19 protein-coding genes are annotated in these 19625 nt (G+C 71.1%); 14 read left to right on the top strand and 5 right to left on the bottom strand.

Annotated elements, in window-relative coordinates:
* Positions 1 to 139: 139 nt before the first annotated feature.
* The gene (locus A9A59_RS05495) at positions 140 to 1105 is read left to right on the top strand and encodes a GGDEF domain-containing protein (protein WP_278286927.1); all 966 of its coding nucleotides are present in this window, start codon (positions 140 to 142) and stop codon (positions 1103 to 1105) included.
* A gap of 17 nt (positions 1106 to 1122) precedes the next feature.
* Here A9A59_RS05495 and A9A59_RS13695 read toward each other — a convergent pair whose 3' ends face one another.
* Positions 1123 to 2226, bottom strand: a complete 1104-nt coding sequence (locus tag A9A59_RS13695; protein ID WP_165772528.1) for a DUF1786 family protein — start codon at positions 2224 to 2226, stop codon at positions 1123 to 1125.
* Between the two features lie 136 nt (positions 2227 to 2362).
* Between A9A59_RS13695 and A9A59_RS13690 the strand changes: the two genes are divergently transcribed.
* Entirely contained in the window at positions 2363 to 3631 is a 1269-nt protein-coding gene (locus A9A59_RS13690) for a phosphodiester glycosidase family protein (RefSeq protein ID WP_165772527.1), read from the top strand.
* On the opposite strand, the gene A9A59_RS05485 is transcribed toward A9A59_RS13690, so the two are convergent.
* The gene (locus tag A9A59_RS05485; protein WP_098503325.1) at positions 3628 to 4683 is read right to left on the bottom strand and encodes a matrixin family metalloprotease; all 1056 of its coding nucleotides are present in this window, start codon (positions 4681 to 4683) and stop codon (positions 3628 to 3630) included. The genes A9A59_RS13690 and A9A59_RS05485 overlap by 4 nt on opposite strands.
* Positions 4684 to 4704: 21 nt before the next feature.
* Positions 4705 to 6162: a matrixin family metalloprotease gene (locus A9A59_RS05480; RefSeq protein ID WP_133117522.1), complete on the bottom strand. Its 1458-nt coding sequence runs from the start codon at positions 6160 to 6162 to the stop codon at positions 4705 to 4707.
* Positions 6163 to 6305: 143 nt separating this feature from the next.
* On the opposite strand from A9A59_RS05480, the gene ald reads away from it, so the two are divergent.
* Positions 6306 to 7424 (top strand): alanine dehydrogenase, encoded by a 1119-nt coding sequence (ald, locus tag A9A59_RS05475; RefSeq protein ID WP_098503323.1) that lies wholly within the window; start codon positions 6306 to 6308, stop codon positions 7422 to 7424.
* On the opposite strand, the gene A9A59_RS05470 is transcribed toward ald, so the two are convergent.
* Positions 7425 to 8834, bottom strand: a complete 1410-nt coding sequence (locus A9A59_RS05470) for an MFS transporter (protein WP_133117521.1) — start codon at positions 8832 to 8834, stop codon at positions 7425 to 7427.
* Positions 8835 to 9104: 270 nt separating this feature from the next.
* Here A9A59_RS05470 and mbhE point away from each other — a divergent pair, with 270 nt between their 5' ends.
* The 9 genes from mbhE to A9A59_RS05425 all read left to right on the top strand — a co-directional run bounded on the left by mbhE (position 9105) and on the right by A9A59_RS05425 (position 17374).
* Complete coding sequence (gene mbhE, locus A9A59_RS05465; protein WP_165772526.1) at positions 9105 to 11390, top strand: hydrogen gas-evolving membrane-bound hydrogenase subunit E; 2286 nt, start codon at positions 9105 to 9107, stop codon at positions 11388 to 11390.
* Entirely contained in the window at positions 11387 to 11800 is a 414-nt protein-coding gene (locus A9A59_RS05460) for an MnhB domain-containing protein (protein ID WP_098503320.1), read from the top strand. The genes mbhE and A9A59_RS05460 overlap by 4 nt, the downstream gene beginning before the upstream one ends.
* A 3-nt stretch (positions 11801 to 11803) precedes the next feature.
* The gene (locus A9A59_RS05455) at positions 11804 to 12190 is read left to right on the top strand and encodes a Na+/H+ antiporter subunit C (protein WP_098503319.1); all 387 of its coding nucleotides are present in this window, start codon (positions 11804 to 11806) and stop codon (positions 12188 to 12190) included.
* The gene (locus A9A59_RS05450; RefSeq protein ID WP_098503318.1) at positions 12187 to 13677 is read left to right on the top strand and encodes a proton-conducting transporter transmembrane domain-containing protein; all 1491 of its coding nucleotides are present in this window, start codon (positions 12187 to 12189) and stop codon (positions 13675 to 13677) included. The genes A9A59_RS05455 and A9A59_RS05450 overlap by 4 nt, the downstream gene beginning before the upstream one ends.
* Positions 13674 to 14141, top strand: a complete 468-nt coding sequence (locus A9A59_RS05445; RefSeq protein ID WP_098503317.1) for a Na+/H+ antiporter subunit E — start codon at positions 13674 to 13676, stop codon at positions 14139 to 14141. The genes A9A59_RS05450 and A9A59_RS05445 overlap by 4 nt, the downstream gene beginning before the upstream one ends.
* Complete coding sequence (locus A9A59_RS05440) at positions 14138 to 14437, top strand: MrpF/PhaF family protein (protein ID WP_098503316.1); 300 nt, start codon at positions 14138 to 14140, stop codon at positions 14435 to 14437. The genes A9A59_RS05445 and A9A59_RS05440 overlap by 4 nt, the downstream gene beginning before the upstream one ends.
* Complete coding sequence (mnhG, locus tag A9A59_RS05435; protein ID WP_098503315.1) at positions 14430 to 14879, top strand: monovalent cation/H(+) antiporter subunit G; 450 nt, start codon at positions 14430 to 14432, stop codon at positions 14877 to 14879. The genes A9A59_RS05440 and mnhG overlap by 8 nt, the downstream gene beginning before the upstream one ends.
* 123 nt (positions 14880 to 15002) lie before the next feature.
* A complete protein-coding gene (locus tag A9A59_RS05430; protein ID WP_098503314.1) occupies positions 15003 to 17000 on the top strand; it encodes a methyl-accepting chemotaxis protein in 1998 nt (665 codons plus the stop codon).
* 164 nt (positions 17001 to 17164) lie between these two features.
* Entirely contained in the window at positions 17165 to 17374 is a 210-nt protein-coding gene (locus A9A59_RS05425) for a hypothetical protein (RefSeq protein WP_133117520.1), read from the top strand.
* Positions 17375 to 17381: 7 nt separating this feature from the next.
* Here the strand turns inward: A9A59_RS05425 and A9A59_RS05420 are convergent, their stop codons facing one another.
* Entirely contained in the window at positions 17382 to 17939 is a 558-nt protein-coding gene (locus A9A59_RS05420; RefSeq protein WP_098503312.1) for a gamma carbonic anhydrase family protein, read from the bottom strand.
* 104 nt (positions 17940 to 18043) lie between these two features.
* On the opposite strand from A9A59_RS05420, the gene A9A59_RS05415 reads away from it, so the two are divergent.
* Complete coding sequence (locus A9A59_RS05415) at positions 18044 to 18799, top strand: SDR family oxidoreductase (RefSeq protein ID WP_133117519.1); 756 nt, start codon at positions 18044 to 18046, stop codon at positions 18797 to 18799.
* Complete coding sequence (locus tag A9A59_RS05410; RefSeq protein WP_098503310.1) at positions 18799 to 19596, top strand: enoyl-CoA hydratase/isomerase family protein; 798 nt, start codon at positions 18799 to 18801, stop codon at positions 19594 to 19596. The genes A9A59_RS05415 and A9A59_RS05410 overlap by 1 nt, the downstream gene beginning before the upstream one ends.
* Positions 19597 to 19625 lie beyond the last annotated feature (29 nt).

The raw sequence follows: 19625 nt of genomic DNA, 5'->3' as shown, positions 1-19625 counted from the left end.
AACGGCTACTCACCCGCGGGGACGGGTCGGCCGAACTAGCGGGTAGAAGGTGAAACGGGAGAAGCATCGCTCCGGCAGGTCCGAACGAGCGCTCCCCGGGGTGCCCGCTGAGGAGCGGGCGCGACAGGATCTCCATGTGATGGCGCTGCAGGGCACCATCGCGGCGTTCTCTGTCGCCGGGGAGCTGCTGGGTTGGTTCGGCGACCACTCGGCGGCAAGCCGGGCGGCGGTGGCGTGGATTGCGGTGTACCACATCTTCCGGGTGGCGTACGTGGTGCGGCGGCGTGCGACGCACCGCCCGGTGCGGGCGATTGAGGCGCTCATTCCGCTGCTGGATGTGAGCTGCATCTCATCGGGCTGGATTGTGCTGGGCAACCCGCTGTCGCCGTTCTGGGCGGCCTACCTGTACGCGCTGGTGGGCTACGCGCGCCGAATGCACGGCTGGGAGTTCGCGCGGACGGCGGCGTTCATCCTGGTCAACCTCGCGGTGGCGCAGGGAGTCACCGCGTGGCGGGCCGGCGGCGCACCGGTGAACGCGGACCAGGCGACGATGCTCGTGATCGCGGCGACGATGGCGTCGCTGGCGCACAAGGTTGGGGCCGGATGGCGGGAGGCGGAGCGGCAGGCGCGGGCGCTGGCAGAGACGGACCCGCTGACGGGGCTGCCAAACCGGCGGCACTTCCTGAGCCAGCTCGAACTGCGCGCGGACGCGGACTTCGGCTACGCCGTGCTGATGATGGACATCGACGACTTCAAGCGGCTGAACGACGAGCACGGGCACCTGCACGGCGACGCCGTCCTTGAACGGGTGGCGGGGGTATTGCGGGCGAACATCCGCGAGGGGGATCTGCTGGCGCGGTACGGCGGCGAGGAGTTCGTGGTGGCGATGCCGGGCGCGGACCTGGCGCAGGCGCTCCAGGTGGCCGAGCGGCTGCGGGCGGCGGTGGAGCGGGACACGCCCTCGTCGATTTCGGTGGGGTGCGCGGTGCGGGCGCCGGGCGAAACGCTGGACGACGTGCTGCGGCGGGCGGACGACCTGCTGCTGTTCGCGAAGCGCACGGGAAAGAACGTGGTGCGCTGGGAGCCGACGCGGCGGTCGGCGTGAGGCCGGGAAGGCGTGGCTCAGGCGGCGAGGGGGCCGAGGCGGGATTCGACGGCCTCGCGGGCCCAGGGGTGAACCTCGGCGAAGGCGCGGAGGAGGCCGAAGCAGCCGCCGATCATCATGTCGCCGAACGGTGCGGCGAAGAGCGGGCGGAGGCTGGAGCCGGCGAGCCGGCCGCGCTGGGGCCCGGTGACCGCGACGACCTGCGGGAGCCCGGGCCGGACGATGGTGCGGTCGACATGAAGGGCGCCGTGGCCTTTGGTGGTGAAGACCTCGTCGTTGGTCAGATCGCCGGATGCGAGGCGGCGGGTGAACGCTTCGACCTGTTGGTCGGTGACTTCGCCGGTGTGGTGTTCGAAGAGGCTGGCGATGGTGCGCCCGCGGAGGTGGAAGCCGAGGAGGTGCATGTTGCCGAGGTTGAGGACGAGGCACTCGCCGGCAGCGGCAACCCGCTCATCGTGGAGGGCGCCGAGCGCGGCGGCGGGACCGGTATCCATGAAGGCGGCGGGTGCCTCGCGTGCGGCAGCATCGACTGTGGCCCGGGCGCGGGTGAGGTAGGGCGGCAGGGCATCCGGTGCGGTTGCGAAGGCGAGGAGGTCGTTGCGGGCGCGGACGGTGCGGGCAAGGTGGTCGAAGCGGAAGATACGGTCGGAGGTGCCTGGCGGCGCCTCGCCGTGATCGAGGCAGCCGACGGCGATCCCGTCGAAGTCGCCGGGGACTTCGAAGGCGGCAAGCGCGGTGCGTATGGCGTCGAGGTCGAGGTCGCGGAGAGTGACGCGCTCGGCGTCGAGGCGGGCGGCCTCGTCGTCGCTGACAATGGTGACGCCGAGCTGGCGGACGCGGTCGAGGTCATCGTCGAAGGTGCGGGCGGCGTCGGGTGTGGCGAAGGCGGGGAGGCCGGCGCGGAGGTGGTCTTCGAGGGCCCAGGCGCAGGGGCCGCCGCCGGCAATCGTGCCGGTGATGAGGAGCGGGCGGCGGTCCCGGGTGGCGCGGCGGATGCGGGCGGCGGCGATGGCGGTCGGGGAGGGCAGGACCATCTTGGGCGAGTTTTCGATGGGGCCGCTGCTGTCGAAGAGGAGGATGTCCTGGGTGCCGGTGCCGACATCGACGGCGAGGATGCGCATACGGAGAGTGTAGAGCGGCGGGGGAACCTTTGGGTGGCCCGGAGCGTTGTCGATTGCAGCGATGCATACGCGTGCTCGACTTGCGGCCGTGCTCGGGGGCATTCCATTTCGGCGGCGGGCAGAAGGCGACGGCGCAATGGCGGCAGAGGAGGCTGCCGGGGAGGCGGCTGCCGCCGCGCCCGGGGAAGCGGCCCCGCGCCGCTGGCTGACGTGGAAGCGGGCGGTTGCGGGGCTGGCGCTGCTGACGCTCGGGGCGGGAGCCATGGCGTACCTGCAGAGGGACCGGATTGCGCCGGAGGTGGCGGACGGACTGCGGGCGACGATCGGCGACGAGCGGACGGCGCGGGTGGAGGGCTGGTTTTTCGCCATTGAGGACCGGGTGCAGAAGGCGCGGTACCGGCTGCTCGGTTCAGAGACGAACCCGTTCGCGACCGAGGAGGTGCGGGTTTCGTATGTGGCGCGGACGCCGCCCCGGACGGTGGTGGTATGGGCCGGGACGCGGGGGGTCGACCGGGGAGCGAACCCGGACGCCTTTTTGCCGGTGCCGATGACGTTCCCGAAGACGAGACAGCTGCGGGCGAACCCGGAGCCGGGCGAGGGGACCTGGTCGACTGCGGGGCTGCCGCGGACGACGCCTTCGGACCCGCTGATGGCGAAGACGTTCTTCCGGCCGGACCCGTCGCGGCCGTACGCGCTCGTTGGCGTGCTGCTCGTAGATGTGCGGCGGGTGCGGCTGCACCTGGTGGCGGGGACGGTGGACCCGGGCGGGAGCCGGGGGGTGAAGGGACCGGGGACGATCCCGGCGGAGGACGTACCGCGGCTGGTGGCGGCGTGGAACGGGGGGTTCAAGGGCGACCACGGGAACTTTGGGATGGTGGCGCACGGGAAGGAGTTCCAGCGGCTGCGGAACGGGCTGGCCACGGTGTGCACGAAGAAGGACGGGACGTTCGTGATGGGCGAGTACGGGCGCGACCTGGCGTGGGACCCGGAGCGGATGGAGGCGTGCCGGCAGAACGCGGTGCTGCTGGTCGACCGGGGCGAGGTGAGCAGGCGGACGGCCGAGGGGAACGACACCTGGGGGTACGTCCAGGTGAACTCGTCAGAGTTCATTACGTGGCGGTCGGCGATTGGGGTGACGAAGGACGGGAACCTGCTAGTGGCGGCGGGGAATTCGCTGAGCGCGGAGACGCTGGCGAAGGCGCTCTGGGCGGCAGGGGCGGAGTACGCGATGCAGCTCGACATCAACAGCCCGTACGTGCTGACATCGCTCTTTTTCCCCCAGCCGGACGGCTCGGTGAAGCCGGAGCGGTTCATGGAGGCGATGCCCGATGCGCCGGGCCGTTTCCTGCGGACGCAGGAGCGGGACTTCATGTACCTGGTGCTGGACGAATCGCGGTACCGCTAGGGTGCAGGGAATTCAGCAGCGCAGGGGCCAGAGGCGAGGAGCCAAACGGGGGCTTCGGGCGGGAAGCGGGCGAGGGTGCGCAGCGGGGCGGGGAGTTCCGGGGCCCAGCGGAGCCAGGCGGCGCCATCAAAGGCGTAGGCCACGGCCAGGCAGGGGAGGCGGGCGGCGAGCTCGGCGGGCGGGACCGGCGGCGCGACGAGGAGGTTCCAGCCGGGTTCGAGCGCGAGACGGCGGGCGGCGACGGGCGGCGGTTGGGCCGGATAGAGGGCGCGGATGCCGGCGCGGTCGTCGGGGGCGAGGACGCGGTTGATGCCGGTGTACTGGAAGTACATGACGGCGGCGACTTCGTCCGGGGTGCAGGGGCCCCAGGGGGCGGGGCAGGAGTGGTCGAGACCGGCCATGTGGCCGAGTTCGTGGAGGATGATGGTGCGCCAGTCGAGAACGGTATCGAGGCCGAGTTCGGTGAGGGCGTTGGGGTTGCTGTTAAGGAGGATATCAACTTCGTGGACCTCCTCCTTGCTGGTGAGCCCGAGGACGCAGCCGCGATGGCAGGGGAGGTGGACCCAGGAGATGACGTTTTCGCCGTCGGGGCCGGCGTCGAGGATGGAGGCGGTGCGGTCGGTGATGCCGGCGTAGCGGAAGGCGAAGCGTGAGCCTTCGACGGAGGACCAGGCCTGGAGCCCGGCGATGACGGCCTGGGGGCCGACCACGGGCGGCGCACCGGCGGGGTTGTAGGCGACGGGCACGGGCAGCTCATCATCGGACCAGGCCCAGCCCCAGGGGCGCCAGGCGGCGGAGGCCCCGGGAGGAACGGGGGCGACCGGGAGGGCGCGGAGGGCGGCCGCGACGGCGCGTTCGGCGTCGGTGGGGGTGCGGGCAGCGACAAGGAATTCGAGCCGGGCGCGGGCGCCGCCGGGGCGTTCGACGACGAGCGTCCAGGAGACGGCGGCCGGAGTTTCGGCGCCTGCAGAGCCGGGCTGGCCGCGCCCGCCTGCCGGGAGGAGGGCGGCGAGGGCGAGCGCGGCCAGTGCGAGGCGGGCGGGGCGGGTCACGCGAGGCTCCGCGGGGGTCGGCTACGGTTCGACGGTGATGGTGGCCGGCGCGGTGGCGAGGAACCAGTAGACGCGGCCCTTCTGGAGGAGGGGGATGGTGTTCAGGTAGTCTGGTGCGCCGGCGACGTAGCGCTTCCACTGGCCGGTGAAGGGGTCGTACTCGTAGACGGCGCGGATGGCGGGGAGGCCAGCGAGGGCGACGGCGGGCGGTGCATCGTTGCCTGGCCAGGTGAAGAGGTTGGCGCCGGGCCGGACGGGGAGCGAGGGCCGCCCGGTGGGCGAGGCAGGCGGACCCGGCGGGGTGCGGGTGGGCGTGGCGGTGGGCGTACGGGTCGGGGTGGCGGTCGGCCAGGACGGCGGAGTCGGTGTTGCGGTCGGCGGCATGGTGGGCGTGGGGGTCGGGGTGAAGCCGCCGCCGGGGAGCGTTGGGGTGGGTGTTGGGGTTCGGGTCGGCGTTGGGGTGTTCGTCGGGGTCCGGGTTGGCGTGGCGGTCGCGGACGGGGTACCCGTCGGCGTGGGGCTCGGCGACGGTGAGGGCGACGGGCTGGCCGACGGGGTCGCGGTCGGGGTCGGCGAAGGCGTCGACGTGGGGGTGGGCGTGGGGGTGGAGCCGCCGCCCTGCTGGCCGTAGATGGCGTAGAGGCCGTCGCGGTCGTCCTGGGTGAGGGTGCGCTTGATGGCGCCAGAGGGGTAGCTGGCGTACATGACGGCGGAGTAATCGGAGGAGTGGTTGAGGCCGAGGGCGTGGCCGAATTCGTGGAGGGCGACGCTTTCAAGGTCGACGGTGGCGGGGATGCCGGTGGTCCAGTTCCATTCGGGGTCGAACTGCATGTCGAATTCGATGGCGGCGCGGTAGGGGCTGCCGGTGCTGGAGTACCAGGAGCAGGCGACGGCGAGGACGGAGCCGCTCTGGGGGGCCCAGCCGACGGTGTTCTGGCCATCGAGGCCGCCGCCGGAGCCGCCGCAGGCGCCGGTGCCGGCGGTGGTGGTTCCGCCGCCGGTGAAGGCGAAGTTTGCGCCGGCGTTGGACCAGGTGGCGGCGGCGGCCTGCATGACGGACTGGGCCTGGGCGGCGACGCCGGCGTGGGCGCCTTCGCCGTTGTAGGCCCAGGAGGCGGTGCCGGACATCCATTTGAAACCGGACGTCACGTAGGCAGCGGAGGCGGAGCCGGGAGGAACTTCGTAGGCGCCGGGGAAGCGGGCGACCATCTCGCGGCGGGCGGCATCGGCGGCTTCGGCGAAGTTGCCTGAGCCGTCGTCGTACATGAAGAAGGCGATTTTGACGATGTACCAGTCGCCGTTGTGGGGCACGAGGAAGACGGTTTCGACATCCCGGAAGCGGGGGGCGGATTCGGCGACGGCGCCAGTGGAGCCGAGGACGACCGCGAGGGCCATGCCCCAGGCGCAGGCTGCGAGGGCGAGCAGGCCGACGATGGCCCGCCATGCGGTATGCGAGCGGAGACGGTGAGGGGCGTGCACGGGATGCCTCCGGCGCCAAGGGGGTTCGCCATGGGCATCGGCACGGACGGCCGGTCTGCGGAGTAGCAAGGGGGTTGGGGAAACCCTGAATTCGGCGTGACGGGTACGTGACGTGGCAGGATATGGGCGCTGGAGGTGACCGGATGCGCGTTGGAACGGTTCGCGAACGGAAGGACGGCGAGCTGCGGGTGGGCCTGACGCCGGAGGGTGCGCATGCGCTGGTGCTGCAGGGGCAGGAGGTGCTGGTCGAGAGCGGCGCCGGGGCGGGCTCGGGGCACAGCGACGCGGCGTACATCGCCTCGGGGGCGCGGGTGGTGCCGACGGCGGAGGAGGTGTGGGGCACGTGCGACCTGGTTGTGAAGGTGAAAGAGCCGGTGCCGGAGGAGTATCGCTTCCTGCGGCCGGGGCTGACGCTCTTCACGTACCTGCACCTGGCGGCGGACCGGGCGCTGACGGAGCGGCTGGCAGCATCGGGCGCGACGGCGATTGCGTACGAGCTGGTGCGGAAGGCGGACGGGAGCCTGCCGCTGCTGGCACCGATGTCGCAGGTGGCGGGGCGGATGGCGGCGGAGATCGGGGCGCACCTGCTGAAGCACCCCGGCCCCGGCCGGGGCAAGCTGCTGGGCGGCGTCGCGGGGGTGCCGCCGGGGCGGGTGGTGATCGTGGGGTCGGGGCAGGTGGCGACGGCGGCGGCGCGGGTGATGATGGGGCTCGATGCGCGGGTGATGGTGATGTCGCGCGACCTCTCGCGGCTGGCGTACCTGCAGGAGAACTTCGGCGGGCGGATTGGGACGCGGGTGTCATCGCCGCAGGCGGTGGCGGAGGAGCTGGCCGGGGCCGACCTGGCGATCCTCGCGGTGCTGGTGCCGGGACACGCGGCGCCGAAGGTGGTGACGCGGCCGATGGTGCGGTCGATGGGGGAGGGCGCCGTGCTGGTGGACGTGTCGATCGACCAGGGCGGGGCCTCGGAGACGAGCCGGCCGACCTCGCACAGTGCGCCGACCTACGTGGAGGAGGGGGTGGTGCACTACTGCGTGACGAACATGCCGGGGGCGGTGCCGCAGACGAGCACGCAGGCGCTGACGAGCGCGACGCTGCCGTACGTGGAGGCGCTGGCGAACTACGGCGTGGAGGGTGCGCTTGCGCGGGACCGAGCGCTGGCGGAGGCGCTGAGCACCTACCGGGGGGCGCTGATCGCGGGGCCGGTGGCAGAGGACTTTGGGATGGAGGCGGTGCCGAATCCGTTCCTCGGGGAGCGGTAGCTAGCGGCCGCCGGCGGCCTCAGCGGCGCGGCGCTGGTAATCGGCGAGGAAGGCGGCCATGGTGCGCTGGGCGTCTTCGGCGCAGGTGCGGCTGGCCTGGTAGGCGAGCCAGGTGCCGAAGGCCATGACGACGGTGGTGGCGGAGAGCATGGCCCAGCGGAGGGCCTCGCCTTCGGCCATGCCGGCAGAGGACTGGAGCAGTTCGGAGATGAGACCGACGATGAGCGGTGCGGCGGCCGCACCAAAGACAGCGAGGGCGAGGCCGAAGGCCGAGAAGGCCTGTGAGCGGATGCGCGGCGGGGAGACTGCGGCCACGATGGAGATCAGGCCGGGGGTGCCGAGAGAGGCGATGAAGGCGCCAAGGGCGAGGAAGAGGAGACAGAGCGCCGCGTTCGGCATAAGGAAGGCGACAGTCCAGGTGAGGGTGAGGACGATGGTGGCGACGACGCCGATGCGGCCGAGGTAGCGGAAGCCGCGGGCGACGTTCCGGTCGGCGAAGGGGCCGCCGTACCAGGTGCCGACGAAGGCTGCGAGGGCGAGGGCGGCGAGGGCGCCGCCGGCGGCGGTGGTGGAGAAGCCGAATTCGCGCTCGAAGAGGGCGGGGATCCAGAAGACGACACCGAAGAGGGAGAAGCCGAAGGCGGCGTTGGTGAAGATGAGGAGGCGGAGGGAGCGGATGCGGAAGATGGTGCCGAGGCTCTGGCGGAAGCCGAGCTTATCGGGAGGGTCCTGGAGGAAGGCGGCGAAGAGGGGATCCTGTTTGGCGGCGACCAGGAGGTCGGCCTCGCCGCGGCGGGGTTCGCGGAGGCGGAGGGCGTAGATGCCGAGGAGGAGGCCGGGAACGGCGGCGGCAGCGAAGCCCCAGCGCCAGCCGAGGGCTGCGACGATGGCGCCGCCGAGGATCGCCCCGAGCACCTGGCCCAGGGGGTTAGCCGAGCGGTGGTAGCCGAGGGCGCGGCCGCGGACGCTGACGGGGTAGTAGTCGGAGAGGAGGCTGGCGTGGGTGGGGACGATGGTGCCCTGGCCGAAACCGAGGAGGGCGCGGGTCAGGAAGAGCTGGACGAAGTTCTGGGAGACAGAGGCGAGGAGGCCGGCGCCGCCCCAGACGATGGCGCCGCCGGAGAGGATGCTGACGCGGCGCCAGCGGTCGGCCCAGTTGCCGGCGGGGAGGGAGATGACGCCGGTGATGAAGACGACGGCGAGGGGGAGGAGGCCGACGGCCCAGTCGGCGAGGGCGAAGTCGCGACGGATGTCCTCCATGGCGACGGCGAGGACGGCGCGGTCGAGCTCATCGACGGCATTGAGGACGAAGAGGACGATGAGCGGGGCGAGGCCGAAGTCGCGCAGGCGAGGGCGGGCGCCCATCGGCGGGTCTGCGGGGGGCGTGGTGACGGGTGAGCTCGCTGCCACGGCGTGCCTCGGAGCGGTAGTAGGGGCGGGAGCGGGTGAACGTGATTCGTGAATTTTGCGGCATTCGTGATCTTGGAGCGAACCTCGACGTTCAGATAAGGTAGAAATGGAAGGATGGCAGCGGAGGCGGGTGCCCGAGACGCCTCCGCGAGGCCCGACGGAGCGAGCCGCGCTCCCGTATCCGCGCCCCGGCACCGGGCGACGGCTGGCAGGACGTTCGACGGCCGGCGAGGAATCGCCGGCCGCTCAGTTCGCTTCGGGGGATGGCCAGTGGGCCTCGCACTCGCGCTTGCCGGGGTGTTCGGGACGGTGCCCGTTGCCGCAGCGCTGCCGGGGCGGTGGTGGCGGGGTGCGGCGCTGGCGCTGGTGCCGGCTGCCGTCTTCGTCTACCTGCTGACGCTGCTGGAGCGGGCGAGGGACGGTGATCCCCTTGCCTGGAGCATCGAGTGGGTGCCGGCGCTGGGGATTTCGCTGGCGTTCCGGGCGGACGGGCTGGCACTGCTGTTCGGACTGCTGATCGCAGGCATCGGGGCGCTGGTGCTGGTGTACGCCGAGGCGTACATGGCGGGCAAGGCGGGAGCGGGCCGGCTCGAGGCGACGCTGCTCGCCTTCATGGGCGCGATGCTCGGGGTGGTGTTCGCGGACGATGTGGTGACGCTGTTCGTGGCGTGGGAGCTGACGAGCATCACGTCCTTTCTCCTGATTTCGTTCGAACAGGAGAAGCTGAAGGCGCGGAAAGCAGCGGTGCAGGCGCTTTTGGTGACGGGCGCGGGCGGGCTGGCGTTGCTGGCGGGGCTGGTAATGCTGGGTCAGGCAGCGGGGACGTACCGGATTTCGGAGATGCAGCCGGAGGCGGTGGCGGCGAGTTCGCTGGCGACGGGGGCGATGGTGCTGGTGCTGCTAGGGGCGTTTACGAAGTCGGCGCAGGTGCCGTTCCACTTCTGGCTGCCGGGGGCGATGGCGGCGCCGACGCCGGTGAGCGCCTACCTCCACTCGGCGACGATGGTGAAGGCGGGGGTCTACCTGCTGGCGCGCCTGAACCCGGTGCTGGGAGAGGTGGACGGCTGGCGGCCGGCGGTGACGGCTGCGGGGGCGGTGACGCTGGCCGTGGGGGCGTTCGTCGCGCTGCACGAGGAGGACCTGAAGCGGATCCTTGCCTATACGACGGTGGGGGCTCTCGGCCTGCTGACGATGCTCATCGGGCTAGGGACGGAGCTGGCGCTCAAGGCGGCGATGGTGTTCCTGCTGGGGCACGCGCTGTACAAGGGTGCGCTGTTCATGGCGGCCGGGACGATCGACCACGGCACGGGGACGCGGATGGTCGGTGCGCTGGGCGGGCTGCGGCGGGCGATGCCGTGGACCTTCGCGGCCTCGGCGGCCGGGGTGGTCGGCCTGGCGGGGTTCGGGCCGGTGCTCTCGTTCATCGGGAAGGAGGCGGCACTGGAGGCCGGGCTGGAGGAGGGGGGCGCGGCGGGGATTTGGGCGGTGGCTGCGCTGGTGTTTTCGGGGGCGCTGTTCACGGCTGCGGGGGTGGTGGTGCTGCGGCCGTTCTTCGGGGCGGAACGGGCGCCGCACGCGCCGCACGAGGGGAGCGCGGGGCTGCTCGCGGGGCCGCTGGTGCTCGGCGCGCTGTCGATTGGGCTGGCGCTGGCGCCGGGCGCCATCGAAGGGCGGCTGATCGCGCCGGCCGCAGCGGCGGCGGCCGGGGAGCCGGTCAAGGTTTCGCTAAAGCTGTGGCACGGGTTCAACACCGCCCTTGGGCTGAGCGCGGTATCGGTGGCGACGGGCGTCGGGGCGGGGCTCGCTGCGCGGCGGCTGACGGGGCCGACGGCGCCGCTCCTGGGCGCGCCGTGGTTCCCCTCGGGGCCGAAGGTGTACGACTGGCTGTACTACGGGATGCAGCGGGCCGCGCGGTTCCATACAGTCTGGATGCAGCGGGGGTATCTGCGGGGCTACATCGGGGCGGTGCTGCTGGCGTCGGTGGCGCTGGTGGCGGCGGCTCTGGTGCGGTGGGGGGGACCGCTGGAGCGGAAGTGGACCGAGCCGGCGTTCTATGAGGCGGTGGCAGCGGCAACGGTGATTGCGGGTGCGACGGCGGCGATTGTGCATATGTCGCGGCTGGCGGCGGTGACGGCGCTGGGGGCGGTCGGATTCGGGGTGGCGATCGTCTATGCGCTCTTCGGCGGGCCGGACCTGGCCTTGACGCAGATCGTGATGGAGACCCTGTCGGTGATGCTGTTCGTGCTCGTGTTCTACCGGCTGCCGAAGCTGGTCGAGCGCGGACCGCTGCCGCGGCGGCTGCGGGACGGGGCGATTGCGCTGGCGGTTGGCGTCACGATGAGCGTGCTGGTGCTTGCTTCGCTTGGCCACCGCGAGGGCGAGCCAATTTCGCGGTACTTCGGGGAGACGAGTTACGTCGAAGCGTTCGGGCGGAATGTGGTGAACGTCATCCTCGTGGACTTCCGGGCGCTGGATACCCTGGGGGAGATTGTGGTGCTGGGGACAGCGGCGCTGGGCGTGTATGCGCTGCTGCGGGTACGGAGGGGCCAGGGATGAACTCGAGCATCCTGCGGACGATGGCGCGGCTGCTGGCGTCGCTGCTGCTGATGGCGAGCCTCTACCTGCTCTGGCGGGGACACAATGCCCCGGGCGGCGGGTTTGCCGGTGGGATTATGGCGGCGGCGGCGTTCGTGCTGATGTCGGTCGCGTTTGAGCCAATGGCGGGCTGGCGGGCGACGCGGGTGTCGCCGCTGGTGCTGATCCCGCTGGGGCTGGCGATTGCGCTGGCGAGCGCGTTCGCAGGGGTAGCCGCCGGCGACGGGTTCATGGCGGGACAGTGGGTGACGGTCGACGTGGGCGGCGAAGTGAAGCTCGGGACGCCGCTGCTGTTCGACGCCGGCGTGTACCTGGTGGTGATCGGGGTTGCGCTCGCAGTAATCATCCCGCTGATGGGGGAGGAGGAGTAGGGGGTGGAGCTGCTGCTGGCGGTGACGGTGGGCTGGCTGTACGCGTGCGGGCTGTACCTGCTGCTGCGGAGGACGCTGGCGCAGGTGGTGATCGGGCTGGCGCTGCTGACGAACGGGACGAACCTGCTCATCTTCACGGCGGCGGGGCTGGTGCGGGGCGAGCCGCCGCTGATCAGCGGGGGCGATACGGTGCTGCCGGCCGGAACGGCAGACCCGCTGCCGCAGGCGATGATCCTCACGGCCATCGTCATCGGGTTTGCCATCCAGGCGTTCGCGATGGTGCTGGCGTACCGGGTCTACCGGTCGGTGGGGAGCGATGACATCGACGCGCTGACGACGACGGAGCCGCCGCCACCGCCGGTGGCCGTGCCCGCGGAGGAGGAGCGATGAGCCTGCTCGTGGCACTCCCGGTCGTGCTTCCGCTGTGCGCCGCGATCGCCGGGATGCTGACGCTCGGGCGGCCGCGGTGGCAGGCGCCGATCGGGCTGGCGGGCAGTGCGGGGCTGCTGGCTGCGGCGATTGGGCTGCTGGCGTGGACATGGCGGGAGGGCATCCACGTGCTGGAGGTGGGCGGCTGGCCGGCGCCGTTCGGGATCGTGCTGGTGGCGGACATGCTCGCGGCGGTGATGGTGGTGGTGACCGGTGCTGTCGGACTGGCGGCGACGGTGTACTCGTTCCGGGTGGTGGACCAGGGGCGGCTGCGGGCGGGGTACTACGCGTTCATCCAGGTGCTGCTGATGGGGGTGAGCGGGGCGTTCCTGGCGGGGGACATCTTCAACCTGTACGTCTGGTTCGAAGTGATGCTGATGGCGTCGTTCGTGCTGCTGGTGATCGGCGGCGAGCGGCCGCAGTTCGAGGCGGGGATGAAGTACGTGGCGCTGAACCTCGTGGGGTCGGTGATGTTCCTCTCGGGCATCGGCCTGCTGTACGGGGCGGCGGGAACGCTGAATCTTGCGGACCTGGCGTTGCGGATTGCGGCGGACAGCGACGAGGCCCGGTACTACACGGTGGTGGCGATGCTGTTCCTGGTGGCGTTCGGGCTGAAGGCGGCGGTGTTTCCGCTCTACTTCTGGCTGCCGGCGTCGTACCACGTGGCGCCGGCGCCGGTGGCCGCGCTGTTCGCGGGGCTGCTGACGAAGGTGGGCGTGTATGCGCTGCTGCGGGTGTTCACGCTGGTGTTCACGCAGGACACCGGGTACACGCGGGAGCTGCTGTTCTGGATATCGGCGGCGACGATGGTGAGCGGGGTGCTGGGGGCGGCCGCGCACCAGGATATGAAGCGGATTCTCTCGTTCCACATCATCAGCCAGATCGGCTACATGACGATGGGGCTGGCGCTGGCGACGCCGCTGGCGCTGGGCGGGGCGCTGTTCTACATGGTGCACAACATCATTGCGAAGACGAACCTCTTCTTCATTGCAGGGGTGGTGCGGCGGCTGCGGGGAAGCTATGAGCTGAAGGACCTGGGCGGGCTGGCGCGGGCGCACCCGTGGCTGGCGGCGACGTTCTTCATCTCCGCGATGAGCCTGGCCGGGGTGCCGCCGCTCTCGGGCTTCTTTGCGAAGTTCATCATGGTGCGGGCGGCGATCGAGACGCGGGAGTACGCGGCGGCCGGGGTGATGCTCGGGGTGGGGCTGCTGACGCTCTTCTCGATGGTGAAGATCTGGACGGAGGCGTTCCTGAAGCCGGGGCCGGCGGGGGCGGTCAGCGAGGGGACGGTCGGGGCAGCCTCGTGGGTGCCGGTGCTGGCGTTTGCGGCGCTGGCCGTGGCTATGGGGGTGGGGGCGGAGTGGTGGTGGCGGCCGATGGCGATGGCCGGCGAGCAGCTGTTCGACCGCCAGGGGTACATCGACGCCGTGCTGGGAGGCGCAGAATGAAAGGTCTGCTCTGGATTTTGCTGCTGGGCGGCGCGTGGGCGGCGCTGAGCGGGGTGGTCTCCGGGACGCAGCTTGCCGTCGGGATGGCGATCGGGCTCGGGGTGCTCGTCTTCCTCGGCGGGGCCGGGACGGACTACCTGCGGAAAGCGCGGCAGGTCGCGGCGTTTGCGGTGTTCTTCCTGGTCGAGCTCGTTAAGGCGAACCTGCGGGTGACACGGGATGTGCTGTCGCCGAAGCCGCCGATCGCGCCGGGTGTGGTGGGCATCCCGCTCGACCTGGAGGGCGACGGCCCGATCGCGCTGTTCGCGGTGGTGATGACGCTGACGCCGGGGACGCTGGCGCTCGATGTTTCGGAGGACCGGAAGACGCTCTACGTGCACGGGATGTGGGTGCGCGACGCGGAGGCGTTCCGGCGGGAGCAGAAGGAAGGGTTCGAACGGCGGGTGAAGGAGCTGGTGGAATGACCGGGGTGCTCGATGGCAGCCTCGCGGAGGTGATTGCGGTGGCGCTGCTGTGCGGCGGCGCGGCGATGGCGGGCTACCGGCTGGTGCGGGGGCCTAGCCTGCCGGACCGGGTGGTGGCGCTGGACCTGCTGACCATCCAGGGGCTCGGACTGCTGACGGTGTATGCGATTGCGACGGGCAGGACCGCGTACCTCGATGTTGGGATTGTGCTGACGCTGGTGACGTTCCTGGCGACGACGGCGTTTGCGTACTACATCGAGAAGGGGAGCCACCCGGAGGAGCGGCGCGATGGCTGACGCGGTGGTGGCGGTGCTGCTGGTGGCCGGTTCGGGGCTGATGTTCGTGGCGGCGCTGGGGATTCTGCGGATGCCGGACCTGTTCACGCGAATGCAGGCGACGACGAAGGCGGCGACGCTGGGGGTTGGGCTGCTGCTGGCGGCGGCAGCGGTGGAGTTCGGCGAGCTGGCGGTGACGACGCGGGTGATTGCGGCGGCGGTTTTCATTGCGATGACGGCACCGGTCGCGGCGCACCTGCTGGGGCGGGCGGCGTACTTCCTGGGGGTGCCGCTGTGGGAGGGGTCGGTGCGGGATGAGCTGCGGGGGCGGTACAACGAGCGTGCGCACGCGCTGGCGTCGATGCAGGAGCTTTTGGGGGAGGAGCGGCTGGCGCCGGGGCGCGCGACGCGGCGGGGGGCGGATGCCCCGATTGCCGACCAGGGAACGCCGCCAGCCACCTGAGGGGCCGATTGGGGCTGCACGAGCCTCAGATCGGGGATTGCCCGATTTGTTTTCCAAGAAAACTTCCCAATAACATGATCAACCAGCGATAGGGAAGTTCTATCGGATTCATGGAGGGAAGAAATGTCCTGGTTCTCGAACCTGCGGGTACAGGTGAAGCTGCTGCTGGCGTTCGGCGTGGTGCTGGCGCTCAATGCGGCCGTGGCAGGTATCGGCATAGTACAGGTCCAGGCTGCCGGACAGCGGACGGAGGACCTGTACCGGGAGGATCTGCTGAGCGTCAAGTACTCGCTCGTCACCAACGAGTACATGATTAAAAGCGCCCGCGATATGCTCCGCGCGTTTCTTGAGGAAGATCCGGTGAAGCGCCAGACGCTGATCGACGCTTCTCGCGAGGCTATGAGAGCGGCAAAAAAGGCATCTAGCGACTATCACCAGACATTTATCGATTCTGGAGACGAAGCCCGCTGGAAGGCTGTTGAGGCTAAGGTCGACGAGGTAATCGCCAAGCGCACGCAGGTGCTCGACCTCTTGGCTGCCGGAAAGGTAGCCGAGGCGAGGCAACAGAACTCCACAATGATGGATCTCGTCAGCCAGATGAACCAAGAGCTCGACTTAGTCGCTGACGAAAAGGTCGCGCACGCGACGGAATCACTGGACGCGGCCAAGTCGGCAACGGCAACGGCACGGACGCTGCTCATCGGGCTGACGGTTGGGGCGGCTGCGGCCGGACTGGCGCTGGCGATCTGGCTGGCGCGGTCGATGGCGCGGACGGCGCGCGAGGTGCGGGACGCGGCGCGGTCGATCGCGCGGGGGAATGTCCAGGTGGAAGTCGCGGTCCGCTCGAAGGATGAGCTCGGCGAGGCGGCACAGGCATTCGGTGACATGACCGTCTACCTGAAAGAGATGGTGGGCGTGGCGGAGCAGGTTGCGGACGGCGACCTGCGGGCCGAGGTGCGGCCGCGCGGCCACGACGACGCGCTCGGCAACGCCCTGCACCGGATGGTCGGGAACCTGCGCGGGCTGGTGGGCCAGGTGAAGCAGAACGCGGAGGCGATCCTCGGTGCGGCCGGCCAGCTCAGTGAGGCGAGCGACCAGATGGCGGCGGCCACTGGGCAGATCGCGACCGCGATCAACGAGGTGACGCGCTCGACGGTCTCCCTCTCCTCCCTCTCGCAGGAGAGCGCGCGGCAGGTGGAGCGGGTGGCGAGCGGCTCGCAGCAGGTGGCGGCGGGTGCGCAGGAGTCGGCGGCGGCCGCGGGGCAGTCGCGCGACGAAGCGGCGGAGATGGGCGAGCGGATCCAGCTCGTTGCGAAGGCCTCGGGCGAGGTTGCGGAGGCCGCGGAGGAGTCGCGCCGGGCCGCCGAGCAGGGCCAGGCTGCGGTCCGGCAGGCCGTGGCAGCGATGGCGTCGATTGCCGCGGCGGTGGAGCGCGCCTCGAAGACGGTGGACCAGCTCGGCGAGTACGGGCAGCAGATCGGCGACATCGTGAAAACGATCGACGAGATTGCATCCCAGACGAACCTGCTGGCGCTGAATGCGGCGATCGAGGCCGCGCGGGCCGGCGAGCAGGGGCGCGGCTTCGCGGTGGTGGCCGAGAACGTGCGGTCGCTGGCAGAGCGGTCGAGCGCCTCGACCAAAGAGATCGCGGACCTGATCGCGAAGGTGCAGCAAGGCACCCGCGAGGCCGTCGAGGCGATGGCCGCCGGCGTGCGGGATGTGCAGGAGGGCCAGCGGATTACGGGCGAGGCCGGGCAGGCGCTCCAGGCGATTATTGGGACGGTGGAGCAATCGGCCGCGCGGATGCAGCAGATTGCGCGGGACGTGCAGGGGCTGGCAGCCGGCGCGGGGCGGATCGTGAGCTCGGCGCAGCAGATTGCGGAGCTGGCGCGCGATTCGGCGCAGGGCGCGGGCGAGATGGCCGCGGGCACCTCGAAGGTGACGGAGGCGATCCTCCAGATTTCGGCGGCGGGCGAAGAGACCAGCGCGTCGGCGGAAGAGGTTTCGGCTTCGACGGAGGAGCTCTCGGCGCAGGCGCAGGAGCTGGCCGCAACGGCGAGCCAGATGCGGGAGCTGGCGAACGCGCTGGCGGCCGCGGCAGGAAAGTTCCGCCTGGCCTAAGGAGTTGCTTCGGCCGGGCCCGGGTGGCCCCCCTGGCCCGGGCCCGGCAGGCAGAGCGCCGGGGCGCTGCGCAGCGCCCCGGCGCTGGTTTGCGGGCGCTTCAGCGCTGGCGGGCAAGCGGGTAGGCTCGCGGAGAAGGAATCGTTCGCAACGAGGTGGACGCGGTGAAGACGTCGTTCTATGAGGCCGACCCGTTCAGCGGGAGCAAGGGCGAGCACTACTGCACAATCGACTCGGATTACCGGTGGGAGAAGGGCGATGAGGTGTGGGTCGAGACGGGCAAGCGGAAGGTGAAGCTGCGGATCACGTGGGTGCACGTTACGGTGCACGCGGACGGGACGGTGACGCGGGAGCTGCTCGGGCTGAAGCTGTGAGGCGGCGTCAGGCCTCGGCGGGCGGGGGAACATCGGCGCGGTTGAGTTCGCGGACGCCGGCGCGGTGGAGCGCGGTAAGCATGGCGTAGCGCTCGGGGCCGGTGCGGACCCATTCCTCGGCGGGGGTGCCGGCGAGGGGGCGTTTCACCTCGGCGGGGACGCCGACAGCGAGCATGCCCGGGGGGATGACGGTGCCGGGCGCAACGACCGCGCCGGCGGCAACGAGGGCGCCTTCGCCGACGGTTGCGCCATCGAGCACGATGGCGCCGTTCGCGATGAGCGCGCGGGCGCCGATAGTGGCGCCGTGGACGACGCAGCCGTGGGCGATGGAGACTTCTTCGCCGACCAGGGCGGGATTGCCGGCGCGGCTGTGGACGACGGCGCCGTCCTGCACGTTGGCGCCGCGTTCGATGACGACATACGAGGTATCGCCGCGGACGACGGCGCCGTACCAGATGGAGGCGCCGGCGTGGATGGTGACATCGCCGACGACGGTGGCGGTCGGGGCGATGAAGGCGGTGGGGTGGATGCGCGGGACCTTGTCGCCGACAGCGTAGATGGGCACGGGAGGATTCTCGGGCAGGGCGCGGGGAGTGTCGATGTCGCGCAGGCGAACGGGTGGCCTACAATGCCGTGGCGTGCGCCGGCGGAGACCGGCAGGAGGGATGCATGGAGATTGACGGGAAGGTTGCGGTCGTGACGGGCGGCGGGTCCGGCATCGGGCGGGCGACGGTGCTGGAGCTGGCCCGGCGGGGCGCGAGGGTGATTGTGGCGGACATCGACGAGGCAGGGGCGCGGGAGACCGCGGACCTTGCAGCGAAGGCGGGGGGCATGGCGATTGCCCGGCGGTGCGACGTGACCCTGACCGAGGACCTTGCGGGAGCGATGGCGTGCGCCTACGAGCACTGGGGCGCGCTGGACATCGTGTTCAACAACGCGGGAATCGCCGGGGAAGACCTGTTTGCTGATGACCCGGGGCCGTGGCAGCGGATCATCGAAATCAACCTGATTGCGGTCATCGACGGCACGCGGATCGCGGTGCGGGAGATGCGGCGAAGCGGGCGGGGCGGCGTGATCATCAATACGGCGTCGATGGGCGGGCTGCTGCCGATGCCGGATTCGCCGGTGTATGCGGCGTCGAAGGCGGGGGTGGTGAACTTCACGCGGTCGCTGGCGTACCTCGCGGAGCAGGACCGGATCCGGGTGAACGCCATCTGCCCGACGTTCACGGATACGCCGCTGGTGCGCCGGGCCGGGGATGCGCGGGTGGAGGAGGTGGCGAAGCTGGTGGGCGGCATCCTCCAGCCGGAGGACGTGGCGGCGGGGGTGATCGAACTGATCGAGGACGACTCGCGGGCAGGGGCGATTATGCGGGTGACGGTGCGCGGGGGGCGGGATTACGCGCGCGAGGTGCGGCCGTACTGATGGGTGCGGAGGGGTTCGAGACCATCACACTGGAGCGGGACGGAGAGCTGCCGGGGCTGGCGACCATCACGCTGAACCGGCCGGAGAAGCTGAACGCGATCAGCGGGCGGATGCACCGGGAGCTGCAGGAGGCCTGCCGGGAGCTGGCCGACGATGCGGAGACGCGGGTGGTGATCGTGACCGGCGCAGGGCGGGCGTTTTCAGCGGGTGCCGACCTCGGAGGGAGCACGTCGGACCCGAACCGGCCGCCGCTGGCAGCGCTGGGGGCGGAGCGGTCGCCGCTGCGGGAGCGGCTGCGTGCGATGCAGGGGAACCGTACGGCGGCGGCGCTCGAAGGGCTGCCGCAGGTGACGATCGGTGCGGTGAACGGGCTGGCGATCGGCGGAGCTGTGGTGCTGCTGGCGTGCCTCGACCTGCGGATTGCGGCGGTTTCGGCGTGGTTTTCGATCCCGGAGGTGGACCTCGAGATTCCGCTGACGTGGAACGCGCTGCCGCGGCTGATGCGGGAGCTGGGCCCGGCGCGGACGCGGGAACTGGTGATGACGTGCGACCGGTTCACCGCGGAGCAGGCTGCGGCGTGGGGGTTCGTGAACCGGGTGGTGCCGGATGGGGGCGCAGTGACGGCGGCGCGGGAGCTGGCGCGGCAGCTGCTGGCGAAGGACCCGGTCGCGCTGGCGGTGACGAAGAGCACGTGTGCGGCCCTGACTGAGGCGATGGTGCCTGTCCACGTGACGCACAGCGACCCGGACTACCTCGTGCTGGCGCGGCTGCTCGCGCAGGAGCGGGGCGGGCGGTAGGTTCGACAGGGAACGGACCTGCGGGGAGA

It is taken from the genome of Tepidiforma thermophila, from assembly GCF_002563855.1.
Classification (GTDB): Bacteria; Chloroflexota; Dehalococcoidia; order Tepidiformales; family Tepidiformaceae; genus Tepidiforma; species Tepidiforma thermophila.
Note: the sequence above shows the minus strand (reverse complement) of the source record. Positions and strands in the feature narration are given on the sequence as shown.

Excerpts from the sequence above, each read along its gene's own strand:
- A9A59_RS05445 (WP_098503317.1), top strand. The coding sequence starts at position 13,674 with ATGAAAGGTCTGCTCTGGATTTTGCTGCTGGGCGGCGCGTGGGCGGCG.
- A9A59_RS05410 (WP_098503310.1), top strand. The coding sequence starts at position 18,799 with ATGGGTGCGGAGGGGTTCGAGACCATCACACTGGAGCGGGACGGAGAG.
- A9A59_RS05495 (WP_278286927.1), top strand. The coding sequence starts at position 140 with ATGGCGCTGCAGGGCACCATCGCGGCGTTCTCTGTCGCCGGGGAGCTG.
- A9A59_RS05440 (WP_098503316.1), top strand. The coding sequence starts at position 14,138 with ATGACCGGGGTGCTCGATGGCAGCCTCGCGGAGGTGATTGCGGTGGCG.
- A9A59_RS05415 (WP_133117519.1), top strand. The coding sequence starts at position 18,044 with ATGGAGATTGACGGGAAGGTTGCGGTCGTGACGGGCGGCGGGTCCGGC.
- mnhG (WP_098503315.1), top strand. The coding sequence starts at position 14,430 with ATGGCTGACGCGGTGGTGGCGGTGCTGCTGGTGGCCGGTTCGGGGCTG.
- A9A59_RS13690 (WP_165772527.1), top strand. The coding sequence starts at position 2,363 with ATGGCGGCAGAGGAGGCTGCCGGGGAGGCGGCTGCCGCCGCGCCCGGG.
- A9A59_RS13695 (WP_165772528.1), bottom strand. The coding sequence starts at position 2,226 with ATGCGCATCCTCGCCGTCGATGTCGGCACCGGCACCCAGGACATCCTC.
- A9A59_RS05450 (WP_098503318.1), top strand. The coding sequence starts at position 12,187 with ATGAGCCTGCTCGTGGCACTCCCGGTCGTGCTTCCGCTGTGCGCCGCG.
- ald (WP_098503323.1), top strand. The coding sequence starts at position 6,306 with ATGCGCGTTGGAACGGTTCGCGAACGGAAGGACGGCGAGCTGCGGGTG.
- A9A59_RS05460 (WP_098503320.1), top strand. The coding sequence starts at position 11,387 with ATGAACTCGAGCATCCTGCGGACGATGGCGCGGCTGCTGGCGTCGCTG.
- A9A59_RS05430 (WP_098503314.1), top strand. The coding sequence starts at position 15,003 with ATGTCCTGGTTCTCGAACCTGCGGGTACAGGTGAAGCTGCTGCTGGCG.